Raw genomic sequence first — 25,672 nt, 5'->3', positions numbered from 1 at the left:
TTTCCATCATTCGGCCTGCACGGTCACAGGCCCGCAGCGTCAGCCCTTGATGACCAGTTTCACGAATGCCTTTTTCGCATCCGGCTCCACCAGCGCAAACAAATTGTCCCCGTCCTCGAGCACATCGTCGGCGGATGGCACCTCGGCATGAATGTCGTGCACCCGTGCCACCAACCCGCAACCCTGCGGCCAGTTCAGCTCGCGGATCATCTTCCCAACAATCGGCGACCCCTCAGGCACCGCCAACTCGATCAACTCCGCACCAGGGAATCGTTTCATCGTATGGAAGCGGTCAGACGTCACAAAGCGCATCAACTCACGCCGCGTCGCCTCGCGCGGCGACACCGCAGCCCGGATCCCGAGCGTTCCATGGTTCTGCGAGATCACATCCGCGTAGTCCGCCCGGTGAACCAGCGTGATGCAACTCTCAGTCCCCAGACTCTTCGCCTGCAGACAAGTCATCACGTTATCCTCGTCACTTCCGGTGGTCGCCACGAAGAAGTCCGCCTCGCCCACCTGCTCCTCGCGCAGCTCGGTGATCGACGTCCCGTCCGCATTGATCACCGTCGTGTTTTCCAACGTGGAGGTCAGCCACTCGCAGCGATCGGGATCCTGTTCAAAAATGCGCAACCGGCAGTTCCAGTCCTGCAGCATCTGCGCCACCGAATAACCGTACTCGCCACCGCCAAACAACACCACGCGTTTTGGTTTGTCCTTGGCCGTCTTGCCACGCATCCGCACCACCACCGACTCCAGCTTCCGAGGTTCACCGAAAAGCGTCAGCAAATCCCCCGGTGCCAACACATCGTCGGCCTTGGGAATGCGCCCCACTCCATCGCGGATCACCAATCCGACGCGCACCCGCGCCGGCAGCTCCAGCTCACGCAAGGTCTTGCCAACCACATCAGCGGCCACCCCGACGGACACCTGCTGCAGCTCCACCCGTCCGCGTGCGATTTCCTCGACCAAAACCGAGTTCGGGTTGCGGATGAACTTCGCCAGCTCAATGGCTGCCAGGTTCTCACTCGAGAAAATGTGGTCGATCTCAAACTCCCGGCGGTAGTCGAAAATCCATTGCTCCCGCTGCACCCCGGGATGCACGCGGCAAATCGTCTTCTTCGCCCCCAGCGTCTTCGCCACCTTCGACGCCACCAGGTTGATCGTGTTGCTGCTGGTCAGCGCCAAAAACAAATCACACCCAGCGGCTCCCGCTTCAATCAACACCTCGGCCGACGCCCCATCCGCACAAATCACGCGCGCATCCAGTTGCTCCTCAAGATCGCGGGCCACCGAATCGTCCTGCTCGATCACCACCGTACTGTGATCATCGATCGAAAGACTCAACGCCATGTGGCGCCCAATCTCGCCAGCTCCCAGAATGATAATGTTCATAACGGATTCCTCCACCGGACAGCTTCCACCCGGCGGTAAAGAAACCACTAGGACGCCACACAAAAAATAGCAACCCCAATTGAAAATGGGCGCGGATTCCGCGGAGACGGAAGAACTACCGCCTCACACACCACCACATACGCATGCGGCTGAAAACTGAACGTTAGAAAACTAGGACACTTCCACCCATTTCCCATCAGGCTTCTGCACCCACGTCCCCTTCGGAGCGGCCTTGCGCACCTGCGCCGCACGCTTCGCGCCCACACTCTCGACACTCGCATTCGTCTTCTTCGCAATCGCGGCATAAACCATCTTGCGGTCCGCATTCTCCGCCTGAACCAGCGCATTCTCCGCCGCACTCACCTGGCCACGCACGCTCAGGTAGCCACGGTTGTCCTCACCCACGGCACCGCGTTGCTTCAGCGAAACCACATCGGCAAGACGCTGCTCCATCCGGGATTTCACCGTGCCAAGGTTCTCCGCCCGCACCGACGGAGCCACGGCCACCGTCATCGCCACCACGGCCAACATTGTTGTAATCGATCGTTTCATGGTCAGTTCACAATTTCGGCTTCCTGTTCGTCGAGATCGCTGAAGAAGTCGTCCAACTCCCGCTCCACCGTCATCCGCACGTTCACGTTGATCTCAATCGGCTTCACTTCGATCGGCTCGACCTTCACCGAGGCACACGAAACCGCTCCAGGTAACAACACGAGAGCGGCAATCCATTGAACGAGATGAGTCGGTTTCATAAGACAGTCTGAGTGCGAAAACTACGCGCCACTGACGCGGCATCACAGCCCAAAATTCAATTTATCCCGGTGCCGGAACAATAAATCAAAATACCCCAGCACCTCGTCCTCGGGCATGAACCCATTCACGTTCAGAATAATCGGCGGTGCCTCGCGCACGTCCGGCGACTCACCTTCGATCCGCACCACCACCGCCTTGCCTTCATCGTCAGGATCAAACAAGCGCAACGACAACACCTTGAGCTCGAGGTTCTCCAGCGAATCCTCGACCATCTTCATCTTCTTGTAATCGTCGCTGCGCGGATCCAGCCCCGCGCTGAACGCGCCTTGCGCATCGTACCTCAGCCTCCCTTTGGTCCCCTTGGTCAAAGTCAGACTCCCCCGCTGCGGCCAAAAAAGCCCGTTGCGGTTCTGAATCGGCAGCACGCCGTCGAGCCGGCCGCTCACCGTTCCATTGAACTCGGGAAACAATCCGGCCACCTGAGCCACGTCCAAATTCTTCAAGCGCAGCGTGAACCCATAGTCCTCATCGCCACCGGGCATCGTGAACGGATCCACCGCAACCCGTCCACCAAGAAACCCAGCCGACACCCCACGCAGCTTCACCCCACCGTCGGCAAGCAGTTGGTATTCGCCCACCAGTTCCACCAGCTCAACGTCCCACGCATCGACCGATTCGACCGATACCTGCTGAAACCCATCCGTCGCCCCCGACGCAAGCGACGGCAGAGCGATCGTCCCATCGATCCCATGAAAGACCGGGCCGTCCGCCAACCCAAGCTCTCCCTTTTTCACCGCCACTTCCAAAGCCCCATCGAACGCCCGGTCATGCGCCGACGCAAACTCCATACTCCCACCAATCCCACCCGAAAACGCGGAGCCCGCCAATTCCTTCAGCACCACACCCAACGTATCGACCGGCTCGGTAAGCTCACATTCCGCAACCCCAGCCCACCCAGCCAGCTCCCACGCGTCCCCATAGGATTGATAGGCATGTTGGTAAGTCAACGGCAGCCGGTTCCCGCCGAGGCTCAGCGCACCGTTCACCTTCAACTGCACGCCGCGCATCTCCCCATTCAAGTCGATATCATCCAATTGATAGGCAACCCCATTCTCCTCGCCCGCGAGAGCCAGATCCTTCACTGCGATGACCACCTCAGTTCCGTCGGCTCCGAAGCGCACTTCGCCATTCACCCTTGGATCGCTACCACTCACCATTCCCAGCACCACGCCGCCCTCTCCAGACAGCTCGAATTGCTTTACCCCGAAATCAAACTCCAACGGACATCCAGACTCAATCGCCCCCCAACTCCAACGCAGTCGATCCGCTCCCACGCGAACCACTCCATTGTCATAGATCACATCCTCAAAGCCCCCTCCGACTCTACCATACTCGATCACCTCAGCCTTCACCTCACTGTCCATCCAAACCAACCCGCGATCGCCCACGGAGAGATTATCCGGGAGAGTGAACTCAGCCCCGAAAACTACATCAGCCAACCCCAACACCGAGCCCATATCCTCAAGCTGCAAGACAAGGTTCATGTGGGTTCCGACTGCCGTAGGATCCGAATTCTGAATAAAGAACCTCCCCTCAAATTCAAGCGAATTGAAGTACGCCATACTCTCGAACGGATGACACCGCGCGCGGAAATCAAAATCCCTGGCCACCGACTCCCCGTCGCGATGAATCGTCACCACGGCCCCATTGGCGTCGACTTCCCCCAAACGACCGATCCCGTCGCGCGCGGAATGCACCCAACCAAAGTCCGCCGAACCGTCATCCGCAACCTCCCCCGCGGCAGGATCTCTTGCATCGGTCTCCCAACCGGACTCACCCGCACCCGACGGTAAAAACACATCCACCTCCAGCCCGTCGATCCACAGCTCCTTGAGCTGCGATTCCCGCAGATCCCGCCACGAATACCCCGCAGTCACTTTGTCCGCCCGCGCCGACCATCCGTCCGCACCCAGCTCCACCTCATCGATCACCAACCGATCGAACCCAACCGACCGCACACGCATTTCCACATCGTCCACTCCGGCAGCCCGCAACGCATTCGTCAACCTACGCTCGATCATCCGCGGCAAACCAACCGACACAAAAACCACCAAGCCCAGCAACAACCCAATCGTCAGCCAGGTCAATCGCAGCCACAGCCGCTTCTTCGGTCGCATATCCTTCTCACCCATTGGCCGCAAAGCATAAGCAAATCCGCTCTCCACGCCAGCCTTTGTCGAGCCCCTCAAACAATCATCCCAAACAGAGCCAGCACCACAGCCATGGGGCAACGCCCCCAACAATCCAGAACCAACCGCTCGACCGCATACCGGACTACACCGATTCCCTGGCTGACGTCACCTCAAACTCCTTCCCCCCGGGCTTTGTTGCACTTCCCTTCCTATGAAAATTCCTTAAGAGCTCTAATAACCGAACCACATCGCCACCACGCAGAGCCCCACCGGACCGCCAGATTGCACCCGGCCACCCATCCCATCCGAGCACAGCGAGCACCTTTCCCTCTATGGTGCTCTTCGTGTCTCCTGTGGGTCACGTCCGACCACACAGTCCCCACAAAATGCGCCGCCGACCCTGGTCCCGATGCGACCACTTACCGGCTAGCCGGAGGTTTCAACCCCCGGTCCACAACCTCAAACCGATCTCGTCCCGAAGGGACGGCTTACCCGGGGGTGCCTATCATCAGCATCCACGCCCCCTCTCACAACAACAGCTTGGCCCGCTCCAAGGTCTCCGCCACCGGCATGCCCACAATCGTGTGATAATCCCCGTCGATCTTTTCAATGATCAACTCGCGGCATTGCTGCACCGCATACGCCCCCGCCTTGTCCAACGGATCGACCTCGCGGTAATACGCGTCGATCACCTCATCGCTCAGCTCTTTGAACGTGACTTTGCTGATGACATGAAACGTCTCGCTGACCGGACGCTCACCGGTTCGCACCAGCGCCACCGCCGAGCACACCTCGTGCGTCCGCCCGGAGAGACGCCACAACATCCGCCGCGCTTCCTCCATGTCCGCCGGCTTGGCGAGCTTCACGCCGTCGATCGCAACCAACGTGTCCGAACCAATGACCAACCGCCCCGGATGACGCTCCGCCACCACCTTGGCCTTGAGTTCCGCATTCACCTCGCACAGCGCGAACAAATCCATCGAGTCGTCGTGCAACTCATCCGCGTCAGAGGGCACCACCTCAAAGTCCACTCCCGCTTCGGCCATCATCTCCCGCCGACGCGGTGACCCCGACGCCAAAATCATTCGCTGTGCTTCGTTTTCGCTCATCCCTCCCACCATCGCGCAGATTGGCGGTCGATCAATCATTGGCCACCAGAGGCGCCACTCCCATAAGTCCTATAGGACCTCTAAGACCTATGAGAGTGGCTCCCGCTCACCTAAAACAACCCGTCCCATCAACATATCACGATGCGTAGATTCATTGTTGCAGATCCAACACCCGCCGCTACACTGCCCCATGCCTCGTCCTGACTCGACCGCTGAACTCACCGCCGCCCTGGAGCAACGTATCCTCATGCTCGATGGCGCCATGGGCACTACCATCCGTGGCTACGGACTCACCGAACAAGACGCCCGCGGCGAGCGCTTCAAGGACAGCGAGAAAGACCTTCTCAACAACGGCGACATCCTTTCCATCACGCGTCCCGATGTCATCAGCGATATCCACCGCCGCTTCCTCGAAGCCGGCTCGGACATCATCGAGACCAACTCGTTCTCGGGCACGTCGATCGCGCAGTCGGAGTTCTTCGTCGAGGACCCACGCGAGTCCGGCAAAGGCCGCAAGGATCCGGACTTCTACCAAAAGGTGATCGACGATCCATTCCTGCGCGATCTTGCCTGGGAGATCAACGTCAAGTCGGCCCAGCTCGCACGCGAAGCCTGTGACCGCATGACCGAAGAAACCGGCATCAAACGCTACGCCGCCGGTGCGATCGGACCAATGACCGTCGGCCTCAACAACTCAGCGGTAGACCCAGACGATCCGGGCTTCCGCGTCGTCACATTCGACCAAGTCTACGAAGACTATAAGCGCCAGATCCGCGCGTTGGTCGAAGGCGGTGTCGACATCCTGATGGTCGAAACCATTTTCGACGCCCTCAACTCAAAGGCCGCCCTCGTTGCCAGCCAGGATGTGTTCGAAGAAGACGGCTTCCGTCTGCCAATCATCATCTCGGCCGCGGTCGGCCGTGGCGGTGAAACCATGATCTCGGCGCAAAAAGTCGAGGCGCTGTGGAACGCGGTCGCCCACGTCAAGCCACTGGCAGTTGGCTTGAACTGCTCGCTCGGCCCAGACGAGATGCGCCCGTTCATCTCGGAGCTCAGCCGCGTCGCCGAGAGCTTTGTCTCATGTTACCCGAACGCCGGCATGCCCGATCCACTGTCGCCTACCGGATTCCCAATGCTGCCGGACGACATGTTCGGCCACCTCGGCGACTTCGCCAAATCCGGCTTCATCAACCTGGCCGGTGGCTGCTGCGGAAACACACCAGAGCACATCGAGGCGATTGCCCGCGCCGTCAAAGGAATCGCTCCACGCAAGCGCCCGACCATCGAACCACTGCTGCGCTTATCCGGCACCGAACCGTACAACCACACGGACGACAAGAATTTCCTCATGATCGGTGAGCGCACCAACGTCGCAGGCTCGCCACGTTTCCGCAAACTCATCCAGGAAGGCAAACTGGAGGACGCCCTCAGCGTCGCCCGCCAGCAGGTCGACAACGGAGCCCCGGTGATCGACATCTGTTTCGATGACGGCCTAATCGACGGCGTGGAAATGATGACACGCTTCCTCAACCTGGTGCAGTCGGAACCCGATATCACCAAGGTTCCGATCACCGTCGACTCGTCGAAGTGGGAGATCCTCGTCGCCGGACTGAAGTGCCTCCAGGGCAAGGGCATCGTCAACTCGATCTCGCTCAAGGAAGGCGCAGAAACCTTCAAAAGCAACGCCCGCACGATCATGAAGTTCGGCGCGGCGGTGGTCGTCATGGCCTTCGACGAAAACGGCCAGGCCGCCACCTACGAAGAGAAAATCCGCATCTGCGAACGCGCCTACCGCATCCTCGTCGATGAAGTCGGATTCAACCCGCAGGACATCATCTTCGACCCGAACATCCTCACCGTCGCCACCGGCATCGAAGAACATAACAACTACGCGGTGGACTTCTTCAAAGCCACCAAGTGGATCAAGGAGAACCTCCCCGGTGCAAAAGTCTCAGGCGGTGTCTCCAACGTCTCGTTCTCGTTCCGAGGTAACAACCCGGTGCGCGAAGCCATGCACGCCGCGTTCCTCTACCACGCTGGCAAGGCTGGCATGGACATGGGCATCGTCAACGCCGGTATGCTCGAAGTGTACGACGAAATCCCTGCTGACATGCTCAAGCACGTCGAGGACGTGCTCCTCAACCGCGACCCGGAAGCCACCGAGCGCCTGCTCGACTTTGCCGAGCAGTTCAAGGGTGTTAAAAAAGCACAACAACAAGCCGACCTCAGTTGGCGCGAAGCACCGGTCGAAAAACGCCTGGAGCACGCACTGCTCAAGGGCATCGACACCTTCATCACCGAGGACACCGAAGAGGCCCGCCAAAAGTACGGTCGCCCGCTCAAGGTCATCGAAGGACCATTAATGGATGGCATGTCGGTGGTCGGCGATTTGTTTGGCGCTGGAAAAATGTTCCTGCCGCAGGTGGTGAAGTCCGCCCGCGTGATGAAGAAATCGGTGGCCTACCTTGAGCCGTTCATGGAAGCGGAGAAGGAAGAGAAAATCCTGGGGATCATCGCCGACCTCCAGGCAAAGGATCCATCCCTCACCACCGAAGACGCCCGCCACGAAGCCGAGAAATCGATGACCGCCGGCCGCGTCGTCATGGCAACCGTCAAAGGCGACGTCCACGACATCGGCAAAAACATCGTCGGCGTCGTGCTCGCCTGCAACGGCTTCGACGTCATCGACCTCGGCGTAATGGTCCCGTGCGAAAAGATCCTCGACACCGCAATCGAACGCAAAGCCGACGTCATCGGTCTGTCCGGATTGATCACCCCGTCGCTCGACGAAATGGTCAACGTCGCCCAGGAAATGGAACGCCGTGGCATGAAGCTCCCGGTCATGGTCGGTGGCGCCACCACCTCCGCCGCCCACACCGCGGTGAAAATCGCGCCACACTACAGCGGCCCGGTGATCCACGTGCTCGACGCCTCGCGATCGGTGCCCGTAACCACCAACCTCATCAGCGAAGAACACAGCGCCCAGTTCATCGCCGATAACGAAGCCCGTCACGAAAAGCTGCGCGCTGGGTTTAACAAAAAGCGCAAGCCAACCATCTCGCTCAAATCAGCCCGCTCTAACAAGCCGGCATTTGACTGGAACGACTACCGTCCCGCCCAGCCTGAGTTCACCGGCACCCGCGTGATGGAGAACCAATCGCTGCGCGAGCTCGCCGAGTACATCGACTGGACACCGTTCTTCCACGCCTGGGAGCTTCGAGGCGTTTGGGACCGCGAAGGTGGCTTCCTCAAGACCCGCAACGAAGAAGGCGCCCAGCAGGCCCAGCAACTCTTCGCCGACGCACAGGAAATGCTCGAAGACATCATCGCCAACAAGCGCTTCACCGCGCGCGGTGTCTATGGGTTCTTCCCGGCTAACAGCAAAGGCGACGACATCACCGTATGGACCGATGACTCGCGCACCACGCCACGCGCCACATTCCACACGCTGCGCCAGCAGATTGAAAAGGAAACCGACAAACCACACACTGCATTGAGCGATTTCGTCGCACCTGCCGGCACACCAGCTGGCAACGACTATGTCGGTGGGTTTGTCGTCGGCATCCACGGCGCACACGAGTGGGCGAACGAAGTCGAAACTGCCGAGCACGACCCATACAAGGGCATCATGATCAAAGCGATCGCCGACCGCCTGGCCGAGGCATTTGCCGAGCTGCTCCACCACCGCGCCCGTGTGGCATGGGGCTACGAGCGCTCGAATGAGTTCAACCACAACGAGCTGATCAAAGAGATCTACCGCGGCATCCGTCCGGCTCCAGGCTACCCGGCCCAGCCCGACCACACCGAAAAGATCACACTCTTCGACCTGCTTGGCGCCACCGAAAAGACCGGCGTCGAACTCACCGAATCCTGCGCGATGCACCCAGGTGCCGCCGTTTCCGGACTGCTCTTCTCCCACCCTGAGTCGAAGTACTTCGCCATCAGCGAACTGCAAAAAGATCAGATCGAAGACTACGCCGAACGCAAAAACTGGTCGGTCACCGAAGCCGAAAAATGGCTCGGCCCATGGCTCGGCTACCAAGACTAGCAGCGCCCAATCGTCCGCATTAGCGCCACCGATCGGGCCACCAACTCACACATCAAGGCAGTATGGGATAGCTCGCGTTGCCTGCGCCCCGTCGTGCAGCGACGCGTTACTAGTTGGCCGGAGGTTTCAACCTCCGGGGAATGACGCGAACCGATTCGCGTCCCGCAGGGACGGTTTACCACACCCCTAACTCCCCAAGAGCTTCACAAACTCGCGCACCGCGTCGGCAAGCTCGCGCTTCGCAGAAACCCCGACCGCCGTGCAAATCCCACTCGGTGCCGGTGATACGCTCACCACTTTCACCCGATCGCTTTCACCGATCCGGCTGGCCTTGGCAATCAACGCCAACCCAAGCCCCGCCTCTAATGCCGCGCCCAGACTGGTCACGCTGTCGAACTCACCAGCGACCTTCGCGTTAATCCCATGCTTGCGGAAATAACCGCTCACCGAATCCCAATACTCGGGGTACTCGTGGCGGTCGAACATCAACACACGCTCACCGGACAAATCCTCAGGCTTCACCGCGCCGACCTTCGCCAACGCATGACCAACCGGCACCGCGACCGCCCACTCAGGCTCGTCGAGCTTGGTCCACGCCACCTCGGCATCCTTCAGATCAGAGGGCACGGAAATAATCACGTCCAGATCGCCGGCAATCAAACGGTCCCGCATCTCCGCACTCGAAAGGTCCGACAACGTAAAGCGCGCATGCGGATGCAGTTGCTGGAACTTCTCCAACGCCGGCCCAAGATAAGGCGCCGCCAACGAAGGCGCATACCCCACCCGCAAACAAACCTGGCGCCCCGCTACCTGAACCCGGTACGCCAACGACTCGCACGCATTCAGAATCCGCTTCGCCTCGTCCGCCATCAACTCACCAGCTGCCGTGAGCGAAATCGACCGTGCACCGCGCTCGAGCAACGCCACACCCAACTCATCCTCGAGCGCCTTGATCTGCCGGCTCAATGCGGGTTGCGTAATGTTAGCCTGACGCGCTGCCGCGGAGATGCCGCCGAGTTCGGCCACCGCCACGAAGTACTGGAGTTGTCGTAGTTCCATATCAAATCACTGCTTGGCGGCCTGCCCCTGTTGGCGCATGGCCTGGCTTACCGCGTCAATCAAACGTTGCCGGTCCACACCCTCGGTCTGCGAAAGCGATCCCGCCTCCGGTTTGTCATAATAGAGCGCGGCATAAATGGTCGCAGCCGCCAACTCCACACCCGCCATGGACGGATGGCTCCCATCCCGCTGATAGAGTGCGCCGCCATTGCCACCCGCCATCACCGCAGCCCACGCATCGCCAACCGGCACGACGTAAAGCGCCGGGTCCACCGATGCCGCCATGCGGGCATACCCCGCGGCCAGACGTTGGTTCATCTTGAGAAAATCATCATCGCCCCGGTTCTGGCGGTCTCCATCCCGCCGCCCCCAGGTCTGGAACAAAACCGGCACCGCCCCTGCATCGCGGATCGTCGCCACCAATTGCCGCACCGCCGGCACGCACTGGGCATCCACCTGCCCCGCCGGAAACGAAGGCAGTTGGCTTTGTTCCTGCAGCACCACCACATCCCATCCGCCCTCCGCAATCTGCTGCTTCAGATTCTCATCCGCCGCATGGCCGCTCAACCGCTGCCCACCCTTGGTCACCTGACTCACCTCCAGCCCATGCCCCTCTCGTTTGGCTACCCTGGCGAACGCCTTCGGAACCTCAAAGCTGTAGCTATTGCCGACAAACAACACCTTCAACCCAGCACCCTCCTGCTTCACCCGCGCACGCACGTCCTCCGCCGGACCTGCTACCACCGTTCCAACCATCAGCAACACGCCGACCACAACTGTCGCAATCCAATGCATGCCCAGCATCACGCGCCAATCCGCCCGACAAAGCAAGCGCGAAGCGACAGCGTCCACCTCACGCCTCAGCAGAGTACCCCTGCTCCATCGCAGCCCGTCACCCCACCATTCCCCGCTGGACCAACGGCACTCCTGTCGTTGCCCGACAGCTCCGCATGTCCAAGATCACTCCGTCCTCACTCGCCTCTCCTCGACCACAGGAGTGTGGTCACTCCATCGCAGCCCGTCACTCCACCATTCCCCGATGGACCAACGACACTTCTGTCGTTGCCCAACAGCTCCGTATGTCCAAGATCACTCCGTCCTCACTCGCCTCTCCTCGACCACAGGAGTGTGGTGGCTCCATCGCAGCCCGTCACTCCACAATTCCCCGATGGACCAACGACACTCCTGTCGTTGCCCGACAGCTCCGTATGTCCAAGATCACTCCGTCCTCACTCGCCTCTCCTCGACCACAGGAGTGTGGTCACTCCATCACAGCCCGTCACTCCACCATTCCCCGATGGACCAACGACACTCCTGTCGTTGACTCTCAGCCCCGCCACACCTCTAACCGCGCCCCCAACCTCACACCTTCCCCACCTCGATCAGCCGCTGGTTAGACGACCCACGGAACAACAACTCAGGATCCGCCAGCTCCTGGACAAAACGACCATCCACCAGCACATCCACCATCTGAGCCAGCTCACGCTGCGCCGAAGTCAACGCCTCAAACGTGTATCCCGTCCACATCCAAACATCCTTGCCCGGACACTCTGCACGCACCCTCCGCACCAGCTTCAACACCTCCGGCACATTCTCCGGATGCAACGGATCGCCCCCCGTCAGCGACAACCCACGCCGACGGATCCGCGTGTCGTTCAAGTCCGCCACAATCTGATCCGCCAACGCATCACAAAACGGATGCCCCGAGTTCAATGGCCACGTCGATGCGTTATAGCACCCGGGGCAATGATGCTCGCACCCCGCCACATATAGCGTGCAGCGGGTGCCCGGTCCATTGACCACATCCACGTCGATATAGCGATGGTAGTTCATTTCAACCAAGCGAAGATTTCAACCGCTTCATGGGATCGCTGAGGCTGCAAGAACCCACTCCGACGGCCCGCAGATGAAATCACAACAATCATGTGAATCCTGTCTGAACACATCGAAATCCGCCGCCCTACATGTGCTTCACGCGGCGCTTCACCTCTTCCTGCTTGCCCGCGTTGAACGGACGCGCATCCGGGTTCCCGAGGTAACCACAAACCCGACGTGTCACCGACACCCTGGACGGATCGTTGTTACCACACTTCGGACAAGTGAACCCACTGGCCTTGCAGTCGAACTCGCCGGTGTACCCACACTCGTAGCACTCATCGATCGGCGTGTTGGTCCCGTAGTACGGCACACGGTCGTAGCTGTAATCCCACACATCCTCAAGCGCCTCGATGTTGCGCTTCATGTTCGGGTACTCGCCGTAACAAATAAACCCACCACTAGCCACCGGCGGATAACACATCTCGAAGTCGAGCTTGTCGTATGGGTTCACTTTCTTCTCCACATCCAAGTGGAAGCTATTCGTGTAGTACCCCTTATCCGTCACTCCTTCGATCTGGCCGAAACGCTTCAAGTCCAAGCGGCAGAAGCGATCGCAAAGGTTCTCACTCGGCGTGCTGTACAAACTGTAGCCATATCCGGTTTCCGCCTTCCACGCATCGACCGCCCCCTTCAGCATCTTCACGATACCCAGCGCCTTGGCCCGCAGTTCGGCTGAATTGTAAACGTGCTCTTTGTTCTGATAGAGCGCGTTGATCGTCTCGTGCAATCCAATGTACCCCAGGCTGATCGACGCACGCCCATCCTTGAAGATGTCCGACACCGGATCATCTGCCTTCAGCCGCACACCGCACGCACCCTCCATGTACAAAACCGGCGCCACTCGCGCCTTCACCCCTTGCAAACGCGCAATCCGCGTGTCCAACGCACGGCGAGCCAACTTCAGACGCTCGCCCAGCAACTCGAAGAAACGCGACTCATTCCCCTGCGCCTCAATGGCGATACGCGGCAGGTTCAAACTCACCACACCCAGATTGTTACGTCCCTCGTGCTGTTCCACGCCATCGCACTCATACGCGCCGAGGAAACTGCGGCAGCCCATTGGGAACTTGAACGAGCCCGTCACCTCCACGGTCTTGTCGTAGTTCAAGATATCCGGATACATCCGCTCGGACGCGCACTTGAGCGCCAGCTGCTTGATATCGTAGTTCGGATCCTCGGGGCGGCTGTTGTGCCCGCGCTTGATCCCAAACACCAATTTGGGGAACACCGGCGTCTTGTGGCGCTTGCCCAGTCCCCGGATCCGGTTCTCCAAAATCGACTTCTGGATCATCCGCGACTGCCACGACTCCCCAAGCCCGAAACCAAAAGTCACAAATGGCGTCTGCCCATTCGCGGTGTGCAATGTATTCACCTCATACTCCAGCGACTGGAACGCATCGAAGCACTCCTTCTCCGTCAACGCCATCGCGTACGCCTCGGGATCCGCCACCTGCCACTTCTCGCCCGTCTCCAGATGCTTCTCATAACTGCAGGTCACATACGGAGCCAACACCTCGTCGATCCGGTTGATCGTGGTCCCACCGTAAATATGGCTCGCCACCTGCGCGATGATCTGCGCCGTCACCGCCGTCGCCGTGGAAATCGAGCGCGGCTGGTCAATCTCCGCATTCCCCATCTTGAAGCCCTGGGTCAACATCCCCTTCAGGTCGATGAGCATGCAGTTGAACATCGGGAAAAATGGCGCGTAATCCAAATCGTGGTAGTGCAGGTCCCCCGACTCATGTGCAGCCACCACATCCTTCGGTAGAATGTACTGCTTGGCGTAGTGCTTCGCGATGATCCCTGCCAACAAATCACGCTGGGTCGGTATCACCTGCGCGTCTTTGTTCGCGTTCTCATTCATCAGCTCGGTATTGCTCTGCTCTACCAAGCCTTCGATCTCACGGTTGAGCTGACTCCCCCGCTCACGCGCCTTGTCGCGGTCATGACGAAACTCAATATAGGCACGCGCCGCTTCCTTATGCGGACCCGCCATCATTTCGTTCTCGACCATCCGATGAATTTCCGTCACACACACCTCGTCACGGCCCATCATCTTCGCCGTGACAGACGCCGTCACCTGGCCCGCATACGCGAAATCGTCGATCTGTGCGGCCAGTCCCGCCTTGTACACAGCCTGCGCAATACGCTCCAAGGAAAAGGGCACCCGGCTCCCATCCCTCTTGGTCACCAACGGGTAAGGAAGCCCATTCGGTACGTCAAACAGCGTTGTCTGAATTGCACTAGATGTTGTGTTCATGGTCTCGCTTGGCTACCACATGTAGCGATTTCTTGGCGAGACCAACCCTCCACTGTGCCGATTTCCCAGATTCCACTCGCGTACCTTTCGGCAGCATTTCCAGCCCACTCCCGCTCCAGCCTACGCTTCTCCAACGACTTCCGAAGATGCGCCAAAATCCCGCGCCACCAGCTCCTTCAGTTGCTCCTTGGTCCACTGGTCGCCCCCCATCGCCAAGCGCACCGCTTGCGCCCGAACCGCGGACTCAAACAAGTTGCGCACGTGGCGCCCGTTGCCAAACCCCTGCCCAGCCGACTCCACCTCTGCGGCCAAAGACTTCTCCAAATACGCCTCCGCATCCGCCGCCAACTGATACTGGTTCTTGTCACACAGAATGCGCATGATGCCCAGCAACTGCTCGCCACTGTAGTCCTCGAAATCAAAGTGCAGGTTGAACCGCGAGTGCAATCCGGGGTTGGAATCAATGAACTCGTCCATCTCGTCCGGATAGCCGGCCACCACCACCACCAAGCGCTCGCGGTAGTCCTCCATCCGCTTCACCAGCGTATCGATCGCCTCCTGCCCAAAATCGTTCTCGCCACCGCCTAGCAGCGCATACGCCTCATCGATGAAGAGCACCCCGTCCAACGCGCTGCGCACCACGTCATCGGTCTTCTTCGCCGTGTGGCCCACAAACTGACCAACCAAACCCAAACGATCGGTCTCCACCAGGTGTCCTTTTTCCAACACACCCAGTGCTTTGAAGATGCGCCCAATGATCCTACCAACTGTCGTCTTACCCGTCCCCGGGTTGCCCGCGAAGACCATGTGCAGGGACATCCCAAGCACCTGCAGCGAGTGCTCCTCCCGCGCTTTGCGGATCGTGATGTAGCTCACCAGCTTCTCCACTTCCTTCTTGATCGAATCCAACCCGACCAAGGAATTGAGCGCGTCCAAACATTCCTCCAGCGACTCCTCCGGCACCTCACCGACCTGTGAATCGGCAGGCTTCTCTCCCTCAACCTTCGGCAGCTCCAGCTCACCCCGGCCCTGCGCCCAGGCAATCACCTCCGCGGCACGCCCCTGATCGCTCAACAGTTCATGCGCCAGGTTCTCTATAAAAATCTCCTCCTCATAGTTCATGCCGCCGTCCGCCAGAGCGGCCCCCACTGCAACCCTGAACAACAACTCGCCCCAGGCAGCATGCTCACGTCCGTACCGAACCGCACTCAGGTCGTAACTGGGCTGCGACATGATCCGCCCATCCAACAAATGCTCGTGCGCCGACGACCACCCCAATTGCGCCGCCACCGCACGCGCATAACGCTTCTCACGCTCACTCAGCCCCCCGTCGATACGGCTGCTCAGAAAGACAACAAACCACAACTCATAGTCGAGATCCAGCGGCGCGATCCCTTCCGACGCCACCAACCCATGCATCAACTCAGCAGCGCCCTGCGTGCATCGATAAGCCAGCGTTTCAGGCATAACAGGCACCCTCCACATTTTGACTAACCGGGGGCAACACATCCGATCCGGCAGGCGCCCTGTTGACCACGGTGCGTTTCACATGATCCGCCCGCAGACGAGCCACGACTTCATCTCCCACGCAATCCGCCACCAAGTGCTCACCGCAAGTAAACACGTCAACCGCAGCATACCCATGCTCCGGCCACGTGTGGATCGTCACATGACTCTCCGCAATCACCACCACACCACTCACCCCTTGTGGCTCGAACCCATGAAAATGACTCGACACCACAGTAGCCCCACCAGCGCGCGCCCCCTCAACTAACAGACACTCCAATTGCTCCTCCGACCGCAATAAAGCCGCGGAACAACCGCTGAGTTCGAGCAGAATATGGCGCCCCACTGGTGAATGCTCTGGCATAATATCAAATCCAGACATCCCGGACTGCAATCGCCCGTCCGGGATGCCTCATAAGTAGAACAGATTAGTTTGCCGTGGCGCCCAGCTTGCTCTTGAGAGCGTCGAGCTTGGCCTGAACGTTCGGATTTGCCGCCCCGCCCAGATCCTTGAACTCATCCTCAAGCGACGTCGCACCGCTCGATACATCGGCAAGCTCCTTGGCAGCGTCAGCCTCATATCCCTGACGCTCGGCTTTCTCTTTCATCCGGGCCATCAAGTCATCGGAACGATCCTTCTTACTGATACGAGCCTTCGCTTCGTAGATGTCCTTCTTCACCTGAGCCGCCTTACTCTGGGCGATGATGAAGTCTTTGTTGCGTTTGAACTCGGCAATCTCGCCCTCCATCTTCTGGATCTCGGTCTTGAGTTCATCCACGGCAGCACGCTGGCTTTCCCAGTTAGGGAGGAGCCCATTGGCGCGCTGCTCGTGCTCGCTTGCTCGCTCGAGAGCCTTCACCGCCAAGTCTTCACGTCCGGCGCGCATCGCAGCTTCCGCCTTCTGCTCCCAGGCAAACTTCTCGGACTTCTCCTTCTCCAACATCGCCTTGGTCTGGCGCTCGGTGGCAATGCACTGCTGGATCGCCTGCTTCGACTCACGGATCTGCTTCTCTTTGTCGCGGATCGCTTGCTCAAGCATCAACTCGGGCTTCTCAAGCTTGTCGACCACCTTGCCAACCGAAGCCTGACCTACTTTGAACAGTCGGGAAAAAATACTCATATCGTTTAAAGGTTAGCCATTCACTGCTGGTGCCAGAAGCTCTTCGGCGCGGTCCACCGCAAGCTCAAGCGCATCGAAAACCGACAACAACTCGTTGTCGTTCATATCGCCAGTCTCACGGCTTTCCACCAAGACCAGACGACGGTCATCCGGGTTGCTGGTGTCCAAACCGAAGCTCACCGGCAGGATCTGCGTATTGAGATCGAGCAGACTAAGCAACAGCTCTTCACTCAAAATTTCATCCACGTTGCCCAAGTCCACCTCGTAGAAAATACGATCGTCCACCATCTTCAAAAAGACCGGCAACTCGCCCTCTCGCTGAACCCGGTAAACGCCATTGTCCAAGGCCTCGACCTCGAACCCATTTAGCTCGAGAAACTCCGAAAGCTCCTCGGTTCGCTGTAGTTTGATTTTGATACTCATCTCGTTAGTTAGGTTAAAATCACGCAGACTTCTGCAACCGCTGCTCCAGTGCTTGAAACTCGGCCAGGCTCTCCGCAAGAACGATCAATTGATCAGATTCCCGGATCACCGTATCCGCCCCTTTGGCAAACATGGTCTTGCCATCACGCAGCAACCCGAGCACCTGCACATGACCAGAACCACGAATGGCCTCGATCTGCACGGCCTCCAAGGTCGTACCCGACAGGCTCGATTCTGTCAGGTAGAATTCAGCTCCAAATTTATAAGAGATCAGCTGGTCAAACACATCACTCAACCCAGGGTTACACAGTTCCTGTACCAACAACTGATCGGAAATCCCCTCGGTCGCCACAATTCCATCCGCTCCCGCCCCATCCAAGAGCTCACGGTTGCTGCGCGAAACCATTTCCAGCACCAAACGCGACCGTGACTCCGCATTGTTGCAAGTCAGCTTCACCACCGAGGCAATCGCAAACGTCTCGGCATCACAAGACGCGTCCCCTGGGTTCGCGGCCAACACCAACACTCCAGCCGCATCGCAAACAGCAGCCCGCTGCAACACATCCCCTGCCGTTGGGTCTCCCTTCACAAACTGAATCTCGCGCTCGCGGAAAGAAACCGGCTGCTCGTCCAACTCGGGACTAATCACAACCACAGGCACGCCCTCGGAGCCAGGCGCAGCCCTCAACTCGCTGACAATTTGCAGCACTTTGCCCTCACTCGGGCAGTGGCAGATCACATGATGGTTCTTCAAATACATAGTCGAATATCCCTTTCTCTTCTTCGTCATCCGCCCGATCACCGAATCCACCACGATCCCGATCAACGAGCCAATAAATCCAATCCCGATGAGGAAGCACGGGTAGGCAATCAAATACCGCCCGACAAACGTCACCGGATAATAGTCGCCATAACCAACCGTGGTCATGGTCACCATCGCCCACCAGATCGAATCCTCGAGCGTCAGCCCGTCGTGGTGCGGATGCTCAACCGCATAAAACAACAACCCGAACACCAAGTTCAAAACAAGTGCCAGCATCAACGCATTGGCGACCCGCACACGCACCCGGTGGCTCCGGTTGAACCACTTCCTCAGTAAAAAAAACATCGTCCTAATTAGAGCTTCGAAATCTCATCCCAGAGGTCGTCTTTCTTCTCACCTCGCGCGAATTGATCGAAATCAAACCGCGACGCAGGCGGAAACTCCACCGGCGGCACCACGCGATCGGCAGCCCCACCGCTCGAATCGGAGATTCCCTTCAAAGCGCGGTCGGCACGCGCAAGCAGTTGCCCCAACAACGCCCCGCCCTGTCCGATCACATCTTCGATCACAACTTCACCATCGACCACTCCTTGATCGTCCTCATAACCGAGATCGTTCACGTCGAGCGCCTCGTTGCAAATCTCCAGGATCTCGTCCCAGATCGCGCCTAGCAGAAGATCAAACTGCCACCCCGTCGCATCCCGGCCAAAGCGTTCTTCACGCACAAACTGCATGAACACCAACTCCACCGCATCGAGATCCAAATACTCCGCCACTGCGATCCGCAGGTCTTCAAACCGCTCCTGATCCAAGTAGCGGTGCCATTCCTCCTCGGAATCGAAGTCAAAGAACCGCTCGAAGGCAAAACTTCCCTCGCCAAGATCGACCGCGCAGAACACATCGAAGAAGTACACATACTCCGCGTAACGCTTGATAAAGGTTTCCAGAACCTCGCGCCCACGCTCGGTCGGCACGTAGTGATCCCCATCGCGGATCTCGATCCACTTCTGCACCAGCATCCACTCAAGGACTGGCTCCAGATCGGAATCATCGCGATCCAGCCACACCTTGAAAAGCATTGGCTTGTTGATCACATACTCAAGCAGGAACAACGCGGCAAAGCGCATCTTCTGCTCGTCACTAATAGTCCACGGATCGTCGTAATCTGAGCTCATCGGTTTCGAAAATTTAAGAGGGTTCGATTAGGCGAATGCCGCATTGAGAATGAATGCCACGCCAAGTGCGACCCCGCCTTCAACCAAGGCCACACCCCAGTTCTGATCACGAGCGATCTCTTCTTTGATGCTCGATTTGTAAATCAGGAAGCGGTCGACCAACGCCCGCGCCGTCAGCAACAACACAATCGACAACGGAATCCACGCTGCAAAACCAATCAACGAATCGTTGCGCTGAAGATAACCACTGAGTAACACAGCCACCGCAATCAGCGTCAGCCCGAAGGACACGCCCGCCGCCACATTGTCGCGCTCGATCTCGGCGTGAATGTCATATCCGGTAAAGCGCTGGTAGAGCACGCCGGTGATAATGAAAGCCAACTGGCCGACCACGAAGTAAACCAGCGTATCGACCAACTCGACCACGAAGCTGGCCTCGGAGGCGCCCCTCACCGCCGCAGCAATCAACAGCGCGGTCCCCACATAGGAAGAAGCGACCACCGCACCAGTCCCCACGTTGCGATCTTCGATCAGCTCTTTGCGGTTACAGAACGAATGCAGCAACCACTTGTCGTTGACCACAGCGGAGAGCAACAGCAAGCCCACCGAAACCAGCGACCAAACCACGGTCATCAGCACGTCGCTGATTAAAAACTCCTCCAGCGGCGCGTCGGCATCGGAAACCAACACCCCGCGAATCACAATCATCACGCCGAGCAAATAGCCCACCGTGCTCACTCCCACCGCTTTGTTGTCCTTCTGCGTCAGCTCCTCATTCAGAGCAAACGAGACGGCACGCCCCTTGGCAAACTTCGCCACATACACCAACAGCAACGCCACTACAAAGTAGATCGCAGCTCCAGAACCGATCAAATGATAGACAGGCTCAACATCAAACCACTGCCCAACACGTTCTTTCAAATCAGTCATCATCGCTCAGTTAAATTTAGTTTCTAGTTCTCTACTTCCCGCCTCCAAACGAACTACCACTGCGCGAACTTCCGCTGGATCCGAATGATGACCGCCCGAACCCACCACTCCGTGATGAACTGCTCGTGCGCTTTTGGAACGAACGTTGCGACTTCTTCGGGTTGGACAAAATCTCAGACCGCACCGCCTCCTTGCTCGCGTTCGGTGACTTTGCCGTCGTCTTCACCACCGGCTTGGAACTCTTGGAGAACGTGGTTCCCGCCCCGGCCGATCTCCACTCACGTTGGTATTGATCCGTGCTCTTACGCTTCCATCCCCGCGCGTAATACGGCGGGTAGTTCCCATATCCATAAGGCGATGCATAATGCCCGCCGCGATCGGAGAACAACCAACCCAACAACAGCATGTCCCCGATTCCAAAGCTCGAGTGATAATGCTGACCACTTCCATAAAGCGAAGAATGTCCGCTGGTTTGCATGTTCACGCGGTCACCGTCGCGGACAAACTGAATCGTAGCCACCTCTTGCACCTTCCCAGGCTCGACTTCCACCGTCAGCGAGAACCCACGCTCATTCCCCGAGCCATATTCCTGCACCTTGATATAGTCGACATTCCCATCGTCGTTCAGATCCAGGTTGTTGACCTTTTCCCCCGGCGAGTTGAGGCGCTTTTCAAAGTCGGCCGCATCCTTGCTCCGCTTCGCCAACGCCGACACCGCCTTCAAATCGAGACCTTTTGCGTACTCCTTGGCAATCACCTCGGTGCTCACCGGCTTGCTCTGGCTGCTACACGTTTTTAGCAACGAAAACGCAAAAATCAGTCCGAATAAGCCCACCCCAAATCTCATCAACATACTCATTTTATCTTCTATTTATTAACCCATTCTAACTCCCAATCACTTCCAAGCGCGGGAGTAGTAATCGTAAACGCGTCCCTCGGTCAATGATGTGATGTCCGAGTTCTCGCTCTCCAACTGACCTTTGCCAAACGCAGCCGAAGCCCCGATCAACTCAGGCGTCAAATACGCCACATCCACGGGAATCTCCCGTCGGCTCAGTCCGGCAAACGCAGATTTCAGCGTCTCCTCGTTGCCCGTTCCCGCCACGCCAATCCACCAGCCCCATTCCCCAAACGATGGCACGTTATCGTGATAGGGCATCACCGAGTAACCGGAATGCGCCAGCGTTCTACCAATACACAAAAAGGCCTCCTTCGCATGATAGGGCGATCCACTCTGTTGAACGATCACCGACCCCTCATGCAGACAGGACTTCAGGTTCTCGTAGAAAGGACGACTGTACAACTTGGCCAAATCCGGGGAACTCGGATCCGGGAAATCCATGATCACCACATCATAAACACCCGGAGCCTCGCGCAAAAACGAAGCCGCATCCACATTCACCACCCTCACCGAGGCCACCTTGTGCCCCTCCCCGCGAAACCCAGGATCGCGCCGACTCACCATCTTCACATCCATCTCCCCGCCCATCTCAATTCCGCCAGCCTCCACCCGTACCACTCTCGCATCCTTCAATACCCCGCCATTCATCCGCGCCAAATCCGGCTGATCCACCGCCAGATCAGTCATCTGCGGGTCAATATCCACCAGCAGCAACTCCTCCACTTCAGGGTACTTCAACACCTCCCGAGCAGCCAATCCATCGCCACCGCCGAGTATCAACACCCGTTTCCGCTGAGGTGCCAACATCATCGCCGGATGCACCAGGTTCTCGTGATAGATGAACTCATCCTCCTCACGAAACTGCAGGTGGCCATTGATATAACACCCGATCTTCCCAGCCGCGTTCTCCGTCAACACCACGTGCTGATACGGAGTCGTCGCGCTGAACACGATGCGGTCCCGATACAAAAACTGCTCGGCATGAACCATCCACGGCTTGCTGAACACAAATCCCGTAATCAAAAGGGCCGTCACCACCGCAAGCTGCACCAAACGGGCACCTCCCTTGGCCACCCGCTTCCAGTACATCCACAAAATCAAACAGGTCGACCCAACCGTCACCAGCCCAAGTGCAAAACTCACTTGGGAAATGCTCATGTAACGGACAAATAGAAACGTCCAGACCAGCGCCCCCACCAGCGCACCGATGTAATCCATCTTCAAAACCCGCGCCAGGTTCACACGCATTTCAGGGTCCTCATCCTCGTTGAGCCGCATGATCAATGGGATCTCGAACCCGATCAACGTGCCCACCACCAGCGCCAGCCCGTATTGGACCAAAATGTAATAATCCGCCAGAAGCGAGAAGCTGTAGACCATCAACAACGGCCCGAATCCGCCGACCAACGCCAGGATCATCTGGGAATCCACCAAACGGCTAGAAACCTGATCCTGATCGATCCGCTTCTGCCACTCGGCCCCTACTCCCATCGCAAAAAGCATCGTTGCGATAATCGTGGCCCATTGCTGAACCGAGTTACCTAACAGGTCCGCAGCAATCTTGCTCAAGGTGTACTCATACGCCAGACCACAACCTCCCAGCAAAAACATCAACAACCCAAGCCTCCAGCGGCTGGCATCCTTCGGGGTCTCTAATACGGCATCTGTCATGAGTCGGGCAAAGCTGTACACGCCCCACACCTAATTCAAATGAGAAACTCGCCCGATTTTTGTAACTGATCCCAGCAACCACTCCGATCTCTTGGCTGATTGCTGATTGCTGATACCGATAGCGAAGAAGGTCATCCATCCCCGCCCGTTCCATGCACGCGCAGCGCTGGAGGGACGGCATTCCTGCAGTCGAATCGGAGGGCTTCCGCCATTTCAAAAACCATCTCCGTCCGCCGACCACATGAGTGTGGTCGCTCCATACGCTTCGCGTGAGCCCTGCATTCGTTATCTTTATCCTTATCCAAATCCTAATCCGAGTGACAGCGAAGAAGATCACCCATCCCCGCCCGATCCTTGCGCGCGCAGCGCTGGTGGGACGGCATTCCTACCGTCGAACCGGAGGGCTCCCCCTATTTCAAAGCCATCCCTGTCCGCCGACCACATGAGTGTGGTCGCTCCATATGCTTCGCGTGAGCCTTGCATTCGTTATCTTTATCCCTATCCAAATCCTGATCCGAGTGACAGCGAAGAAGATCACCCATCCCCGCCCGTTCCATGCACGCGCAGCGCTGGTGGGACGGCATTCCTGCCGTCGAACCGGGGGGGCTTCCGCCTTTTCAAGCCCATCCCCTTTCCCCAAAGGGGAAACGCAAACCAGCCCAGCGGTGAAAGGAGCCTCAGGCGACATCACCCTGGGATCCCCGACCGACCAACCAATCCGGCCAAGCCAACAACCGGGTTATGTACGTCAAGTTCTGCAAAAAGGGTTTGATGGATGATGATCAGGCTGCGGACGTTTGATTTGAAGTAAGGCTGAGCTTTTGGGCTTCTTTGAGGTGATCCATGTTCAGGTAGCGGTGTTGATCGATCCACTGCTCATGGACTTGATGCGTGACAGCCCGGATTAAACGTTGGGCTGCAGCCTGGTTGGGGAAGGTTCGGATAATGTGCGTACGACGCTTAATCTCCTCATTGAGTCGCTCGAGCATATTCGTGCTTTTGAGATGCTTGTGATGCTCTCTGGGAAGTCGATAAAAGGTGAGCGTTTCTTCGATCTCACTTTCGACCCAGTCACAGAGCTTGTGGTATTTGCCTCCCCACTTCGCCAACCATGCCCGCAGATCCTGACGCGCTTCATTGATGTCTCGACGGTCATAGATCCAGCGCAGCTCGGTGCAGCAGTCGTCGTCATGCTTGCGAGGTAGATGATCAAGAGCGTTGCGAAGGAAGTGGACGTAGCAGCGTTGCCACAGCGCCTCGGGAAGCACTTCGCTGATAGCTCGTCGCAGGCCGGCATGGTTATCAGTCACGCAGAACTCAACACCCGTCAGTCCGCGTTGCTTGAGTTGAAGTAGGAAGTTCTTCCAGCTGCTTCCGCTTTCCCTTTGATCGAGCTCGGTAGCAAGGACCTCCCGTCGGCCATCCCAACTGATGCCAATGGCGATCAACACAGCCTGGCTGCGCACCACGCCGTTCTCTCGAACCTTTTCGTAGCGGGCATCCAGGATGAGGTAAGGATAAGCGTGGTTGAGCTTGCGTCGGGCAAAGTTCTCAAGCTCTTCGTCCAACGTTTTGTTCAGCCTGCTTACCACACTGGCGCTGACCCGGTGACCGCAGAGCTCCTCGGTGATCTGCGCGACTTTACGTGTCGAGACGCCCTGCACGTACATTTCGATCAGGGTGCTTACCAAAGCCTTCTCGCTGCGTTGATAGCGATCGAAGATCTCGGTGCTGAAGAGTCCGTCGCGATCTTGAGGGACGCGCAGCTCGATCCTTCCTACCCGTGTCAGGAGACTGCGTTGATAACTGCCGCTGCGATAACCTCGGCGTCTGTCGCTGCGTTCTGATTTTACCGCCTGGAGTGTCTCGTTCATTTCTTCTTCGAGCATCTCCTGCATCAATTTCTGAACCAAGGGCCTCAGAAAATCTTCCTGCTCGGCAAGAATACTTTTCAACTGCGGCGTTGTGGTCTTATCTGGTCGTGGGGTCATGGTGTGACGATTAGGGGTTCTTGTTTTGTTAAAAACCTAATCAATCATCATGACCCTTTTTGCAGAAGCTTTGGCACACTACCAACAACCGTCGGCGAACCAACCAATCCACCCGCAGGCCACCACACCGTCATCTCCGCCACACCTCACCCGCGAAACGCACGTACCCCGTGAGCTCTGCGGCAGGTCTTGATATAAAAGTGGCGGAGAGAGTGGGATTGCGCCTCGTCCCTCGGCGCTTGCCACAATCCTTGTGGGATCGAACCGTTCTTCCAGAACGTGGGTTCGAATCCCAACACAAAAAAAGACCTACCGTGGCCCGTAAGCTCTGCGGTAGGTCTTTATATAAAAGTGGCGGAGAGAGTGGGATTCGAACCCACGGTGACATCGCTGCCACGCTCGATTTCGAGTCGAGTGCCTTCGACCGGACTCAGCCATCTCTCCGTCTTGGAGCGTTGAAACTACCCTCAATTCCTGATCTGGCAAGTGGAAGTTGCGAT

The 25,672-nt window shown here is 58.0% G+C and carries 20 protein-coding genes and 1 tRNA gene; 1 reads left to right on the top strand and 20 read right to left on the bottom strand.

The features are described 5' to 3' along the window. Positions 1–39 precede the first annotated feature (39 nt). The 5 genes from trkA to G3M56_RS03595 all read right to left on the bottom strand — a co-directional run bounded on the left by trkA (position 40) and on the right by G3M56_RS03595 (position 5,485). Positions 40–1,392 carry a Trk system potassium transporter TrkA gene (gene trkA, locus G3M56_RS03615; RefSeq protein WP_164365016.1) on the bottom strand — a complete coding sequence of 451 codons (1,353 nt, stop codon included), beginning with the start codon at positions 1,390–1,392 and terminating at the stop codon, positions 40–42. Positions 1,393–1,563: 171 nt separating this feature from the next. Next, positions 1,564–1,944, bottom strand: coding sequence for a YdbL family probable chaperone protein (locus G3M56_RS03610; protein WP_164365015.1), 381 nt, complete (start codon positions 1,942–1,944; stop codon positions 1,564–1,566). Between the two features lie 2 nt (positions 1,945–1,946). Continuing rightward, entirely contained in the window at positions 1,947–2,144 is a 198-nt protein-coding gene (locus G3M56_RS03605) for a YnbE family lipoprotein (protein WP_164365014.1), read from the bottom strand. A gap of 42 nt (positions 2,145–2,186) precedes the next feature. Next, positions 2,187–4,322, bottom strand: a complete 2,136-nt coding sequence (locus G3M56_RS03600) for an intermembrane phospholipid transport protein YdbH family protein (protein ID WP_235203571.1) — start codon at positions 4,320–4,322, stop codon at positions 2,187–2,189. 542 nt (positions 4,323–4,864) lie between these two features. Then, complete coding sequence (locus tag G3M56_RS03595; protein WP_235203570.1) at positions 4,865–5,485, bottom strand: Maf family protein; 621 nt, start codon at positions 5,483–5,485, stop codon at positions 4,865–4,867. A gap of 151 nt (positions 5,486–5,636) precedes the next feature. On the opposite strand from G3M56_RS03595, the gene metH reads away from it, so the two are divergent. Continuing rightward, positions 5,637–9,494, top strand: coding sequence for a methionine synthase (gene metH, locus G3M56_RS03590; RefSeq protein WP_164365012.1), 3,858 nt, complete (start codon positions 5,637–5,639; stop codon positions 9,492–9,494). 186 nt (positions 9,495–9,680) lie between these two features. Here the strand turns inward: metH and G3M56_RS03585 are convergent, their stop codons facing one another. The 15 genes from G3M56_RS03585 to G3M56_RS03515 form a co-directional block, all read right to left on the bottom strand. Next, positions 9,681–10,553: a LysR family transcriptional regulator gene (locus G3M56_RS03585; RefSeq protein WP_164365011.1), complete on the bottom strand. Its 873-nt coding sequence runs from the start codon at positions 10,551–10,553 to the stop codon at positions 9,681–9,683. A gap of 6 nt (positions 10,554–10,559) precedes the next feature. Further along, on the bottom strand, positions 10,560–11,348 hold the full coding sequence (locus G3M56_RS03580; protein ID WP_164365010.1) for an SGNH/GDSL hydrolase family protein: 789 nt from the start codon (positions 11,346–11,348) through the stop codon (positions 10,560–10,562). Between the two features lie 567 nt (positions 11,349–11,915). Next, complete coding sequence (nrdG, locus tag G3M56_RS03575) at positions 11,916–12,386, bottom strand: anaerobic ribonucleoside-triphosphate reductase-activating protein (RefSeq protein WP_164365009.1); 471 nt, start codon at positions 12,384–12,386, stop codon at positions 11,916–11,918. Positions 12,387–12,513: 127 nt separating this feature from the next. Then, positions 12,514–14,691 (bottom strand): anaerobic ribonucleoside-triphosphate reductase, encoded by a 2,178-nt coding sequence (gene nrdD / locus G3M56_RS03570; RefSeq protein ID WP_164365008.1) that lies wholly within the window; start codon positions 14,689–14,691, stop codon positions 12,514–12,516. A 120-nt stretch (positions 14,692–14,811) separates the two neighbouring features. Then, positions 14,812–16,158 carry an AAA family ATPase gene (locus tag G3M56_RS03565; protein ID WP_164365007.1) on the bottom strand — a complete coding sequence of 449 codons (1,347 nt, stop codon included), beginning with the start codon at positions 16,156–16,158 and terminating at the stop codon, positions 14,812–14,814. Further along, on the bottom strand, positions 16,151–16,561 hold the full coding sequence (gene speD, locus G3M56_RS03560) for an adenosylmethionine decarboxylase (protein ID WP_164365006.1): 411 nt from the start codon (positions 16,559–16,561) through the stop codon (positions 16,151–16,153). Before speD ends, G3M56_RS03565 begins: the two co-directional genes overlap by 8 nt. A gap of 64 nt (positions 16,562–16,625) precedes the next feature. Then, entirely contained in the window at positions 16,626–17,318 is a 693-nt protein-coding gene (locus tag G3M56_RS03555; RefSeq protein WP_164365005.1) for a PspA/IM30 family protein, read from the bottom strand. 12 nt (positions 17,319–17,330) lie between these two features. Further along, entirely contained in the window at positions 17,331–17,741 is a 411-nt protein-coding gene (locus G3M56_RS03550) for a CesT family type III secretion system chaperone (RefSeq protein WP_164365004.1), read from the bottom strand. Between the two features lie 19 nt (positions 17,742–17,760). Further along, entirely contained in the window at positions 17,761–18,849 is a 1,089-nt protein-coding gene (locus G3M56_RS03545; protein ID WP_164365003.1) for a potassium channel family protein, read from the bottom strand. An 8-nt stretch (positions 18,850–18,857) separates the two neighbouring features. Then, positions 18,858–19,679 (bottom strand): hypothetical protein, encoded by an 822-nt coding sequence (locus G3M56_RS03540; RefSeq protein ID WP_164365002.1) that lies wholly within the window; start codon positions 19,677–19,679, stop codon positions 18,858–18,860. 27 nt (positions 19,680–19,706) lie between these two features. Then, positions 19,707–20,612, bottom strand: coding sequence for a DUF350 domain-containing protein (locus G3M56_RS03535; RefSeq protein ID WP_164365001.1), 906 nt, complete (start codon positions 20,610–20,612; stop codon positions 19,707–19,709). Positions 20,613–20,640: 28 nt separating this feature from the next. Continuing rightward, positions 20,641–21,462 carry a hypothetical protein gene (locus tag G3M56_RS03530; protein ID WP_164365000.1) on the bottom strand — a complete coding sequence of 274 codons (822 nt, stop codon included), beginning with the start codon at positions 21,460–21,462 and terminating at the stop codon, positions 20,641–20,643. A gap of 42 nt (positions 21,463–21,504) precedes the next feature. After that, on the bottom strand, positions 21,505–23,181 hold the full coding sequence (locus tag G3M56_RS03525) for a polyamine aminopropyltransferase (protein WP_164364999.1): 1,677 nt from the start codon (positions 23,179–23,181) through the stop codon (positions 21,505–21,507). 782 nt (positions 23,182–23,963) lie between these two features. Then, positions 23,964–25,172: an IS256 family transposase gene (locus G3M56_RS03520; protein WP_235203327.1), complete on the bottom strand. Its 1,209-nt coding sequence runs from the start codon at positions 25,170–25,172 to the stop codon at positions 23,964–23,966. A 352-nt stretch (positions 25,173–25,524) separates the two neighbouring features. Continuing rightward, positions 25,525–25,616: transfer RNA gene (locus tag G3M56_RS03515), tRNA-Ser, on the bottom strand. Positions 25,617–25,672: the final 56 nt, after the last annotated feature.

The organism is Sulfuriroseicoccus oceanibius (assembly GCF_010681825.2).
Lineage (GTDB): Bacteria > Verrucomicrobiota > Verrucomicrobiia > Verrucomicrobiales > SLCJ01 > Sulfuriroseicoccus > Sulfuriroseicoccus oceanibius.
This window is presented reverse-complemented; position numbering and strand designations above follow the sequence as displayed.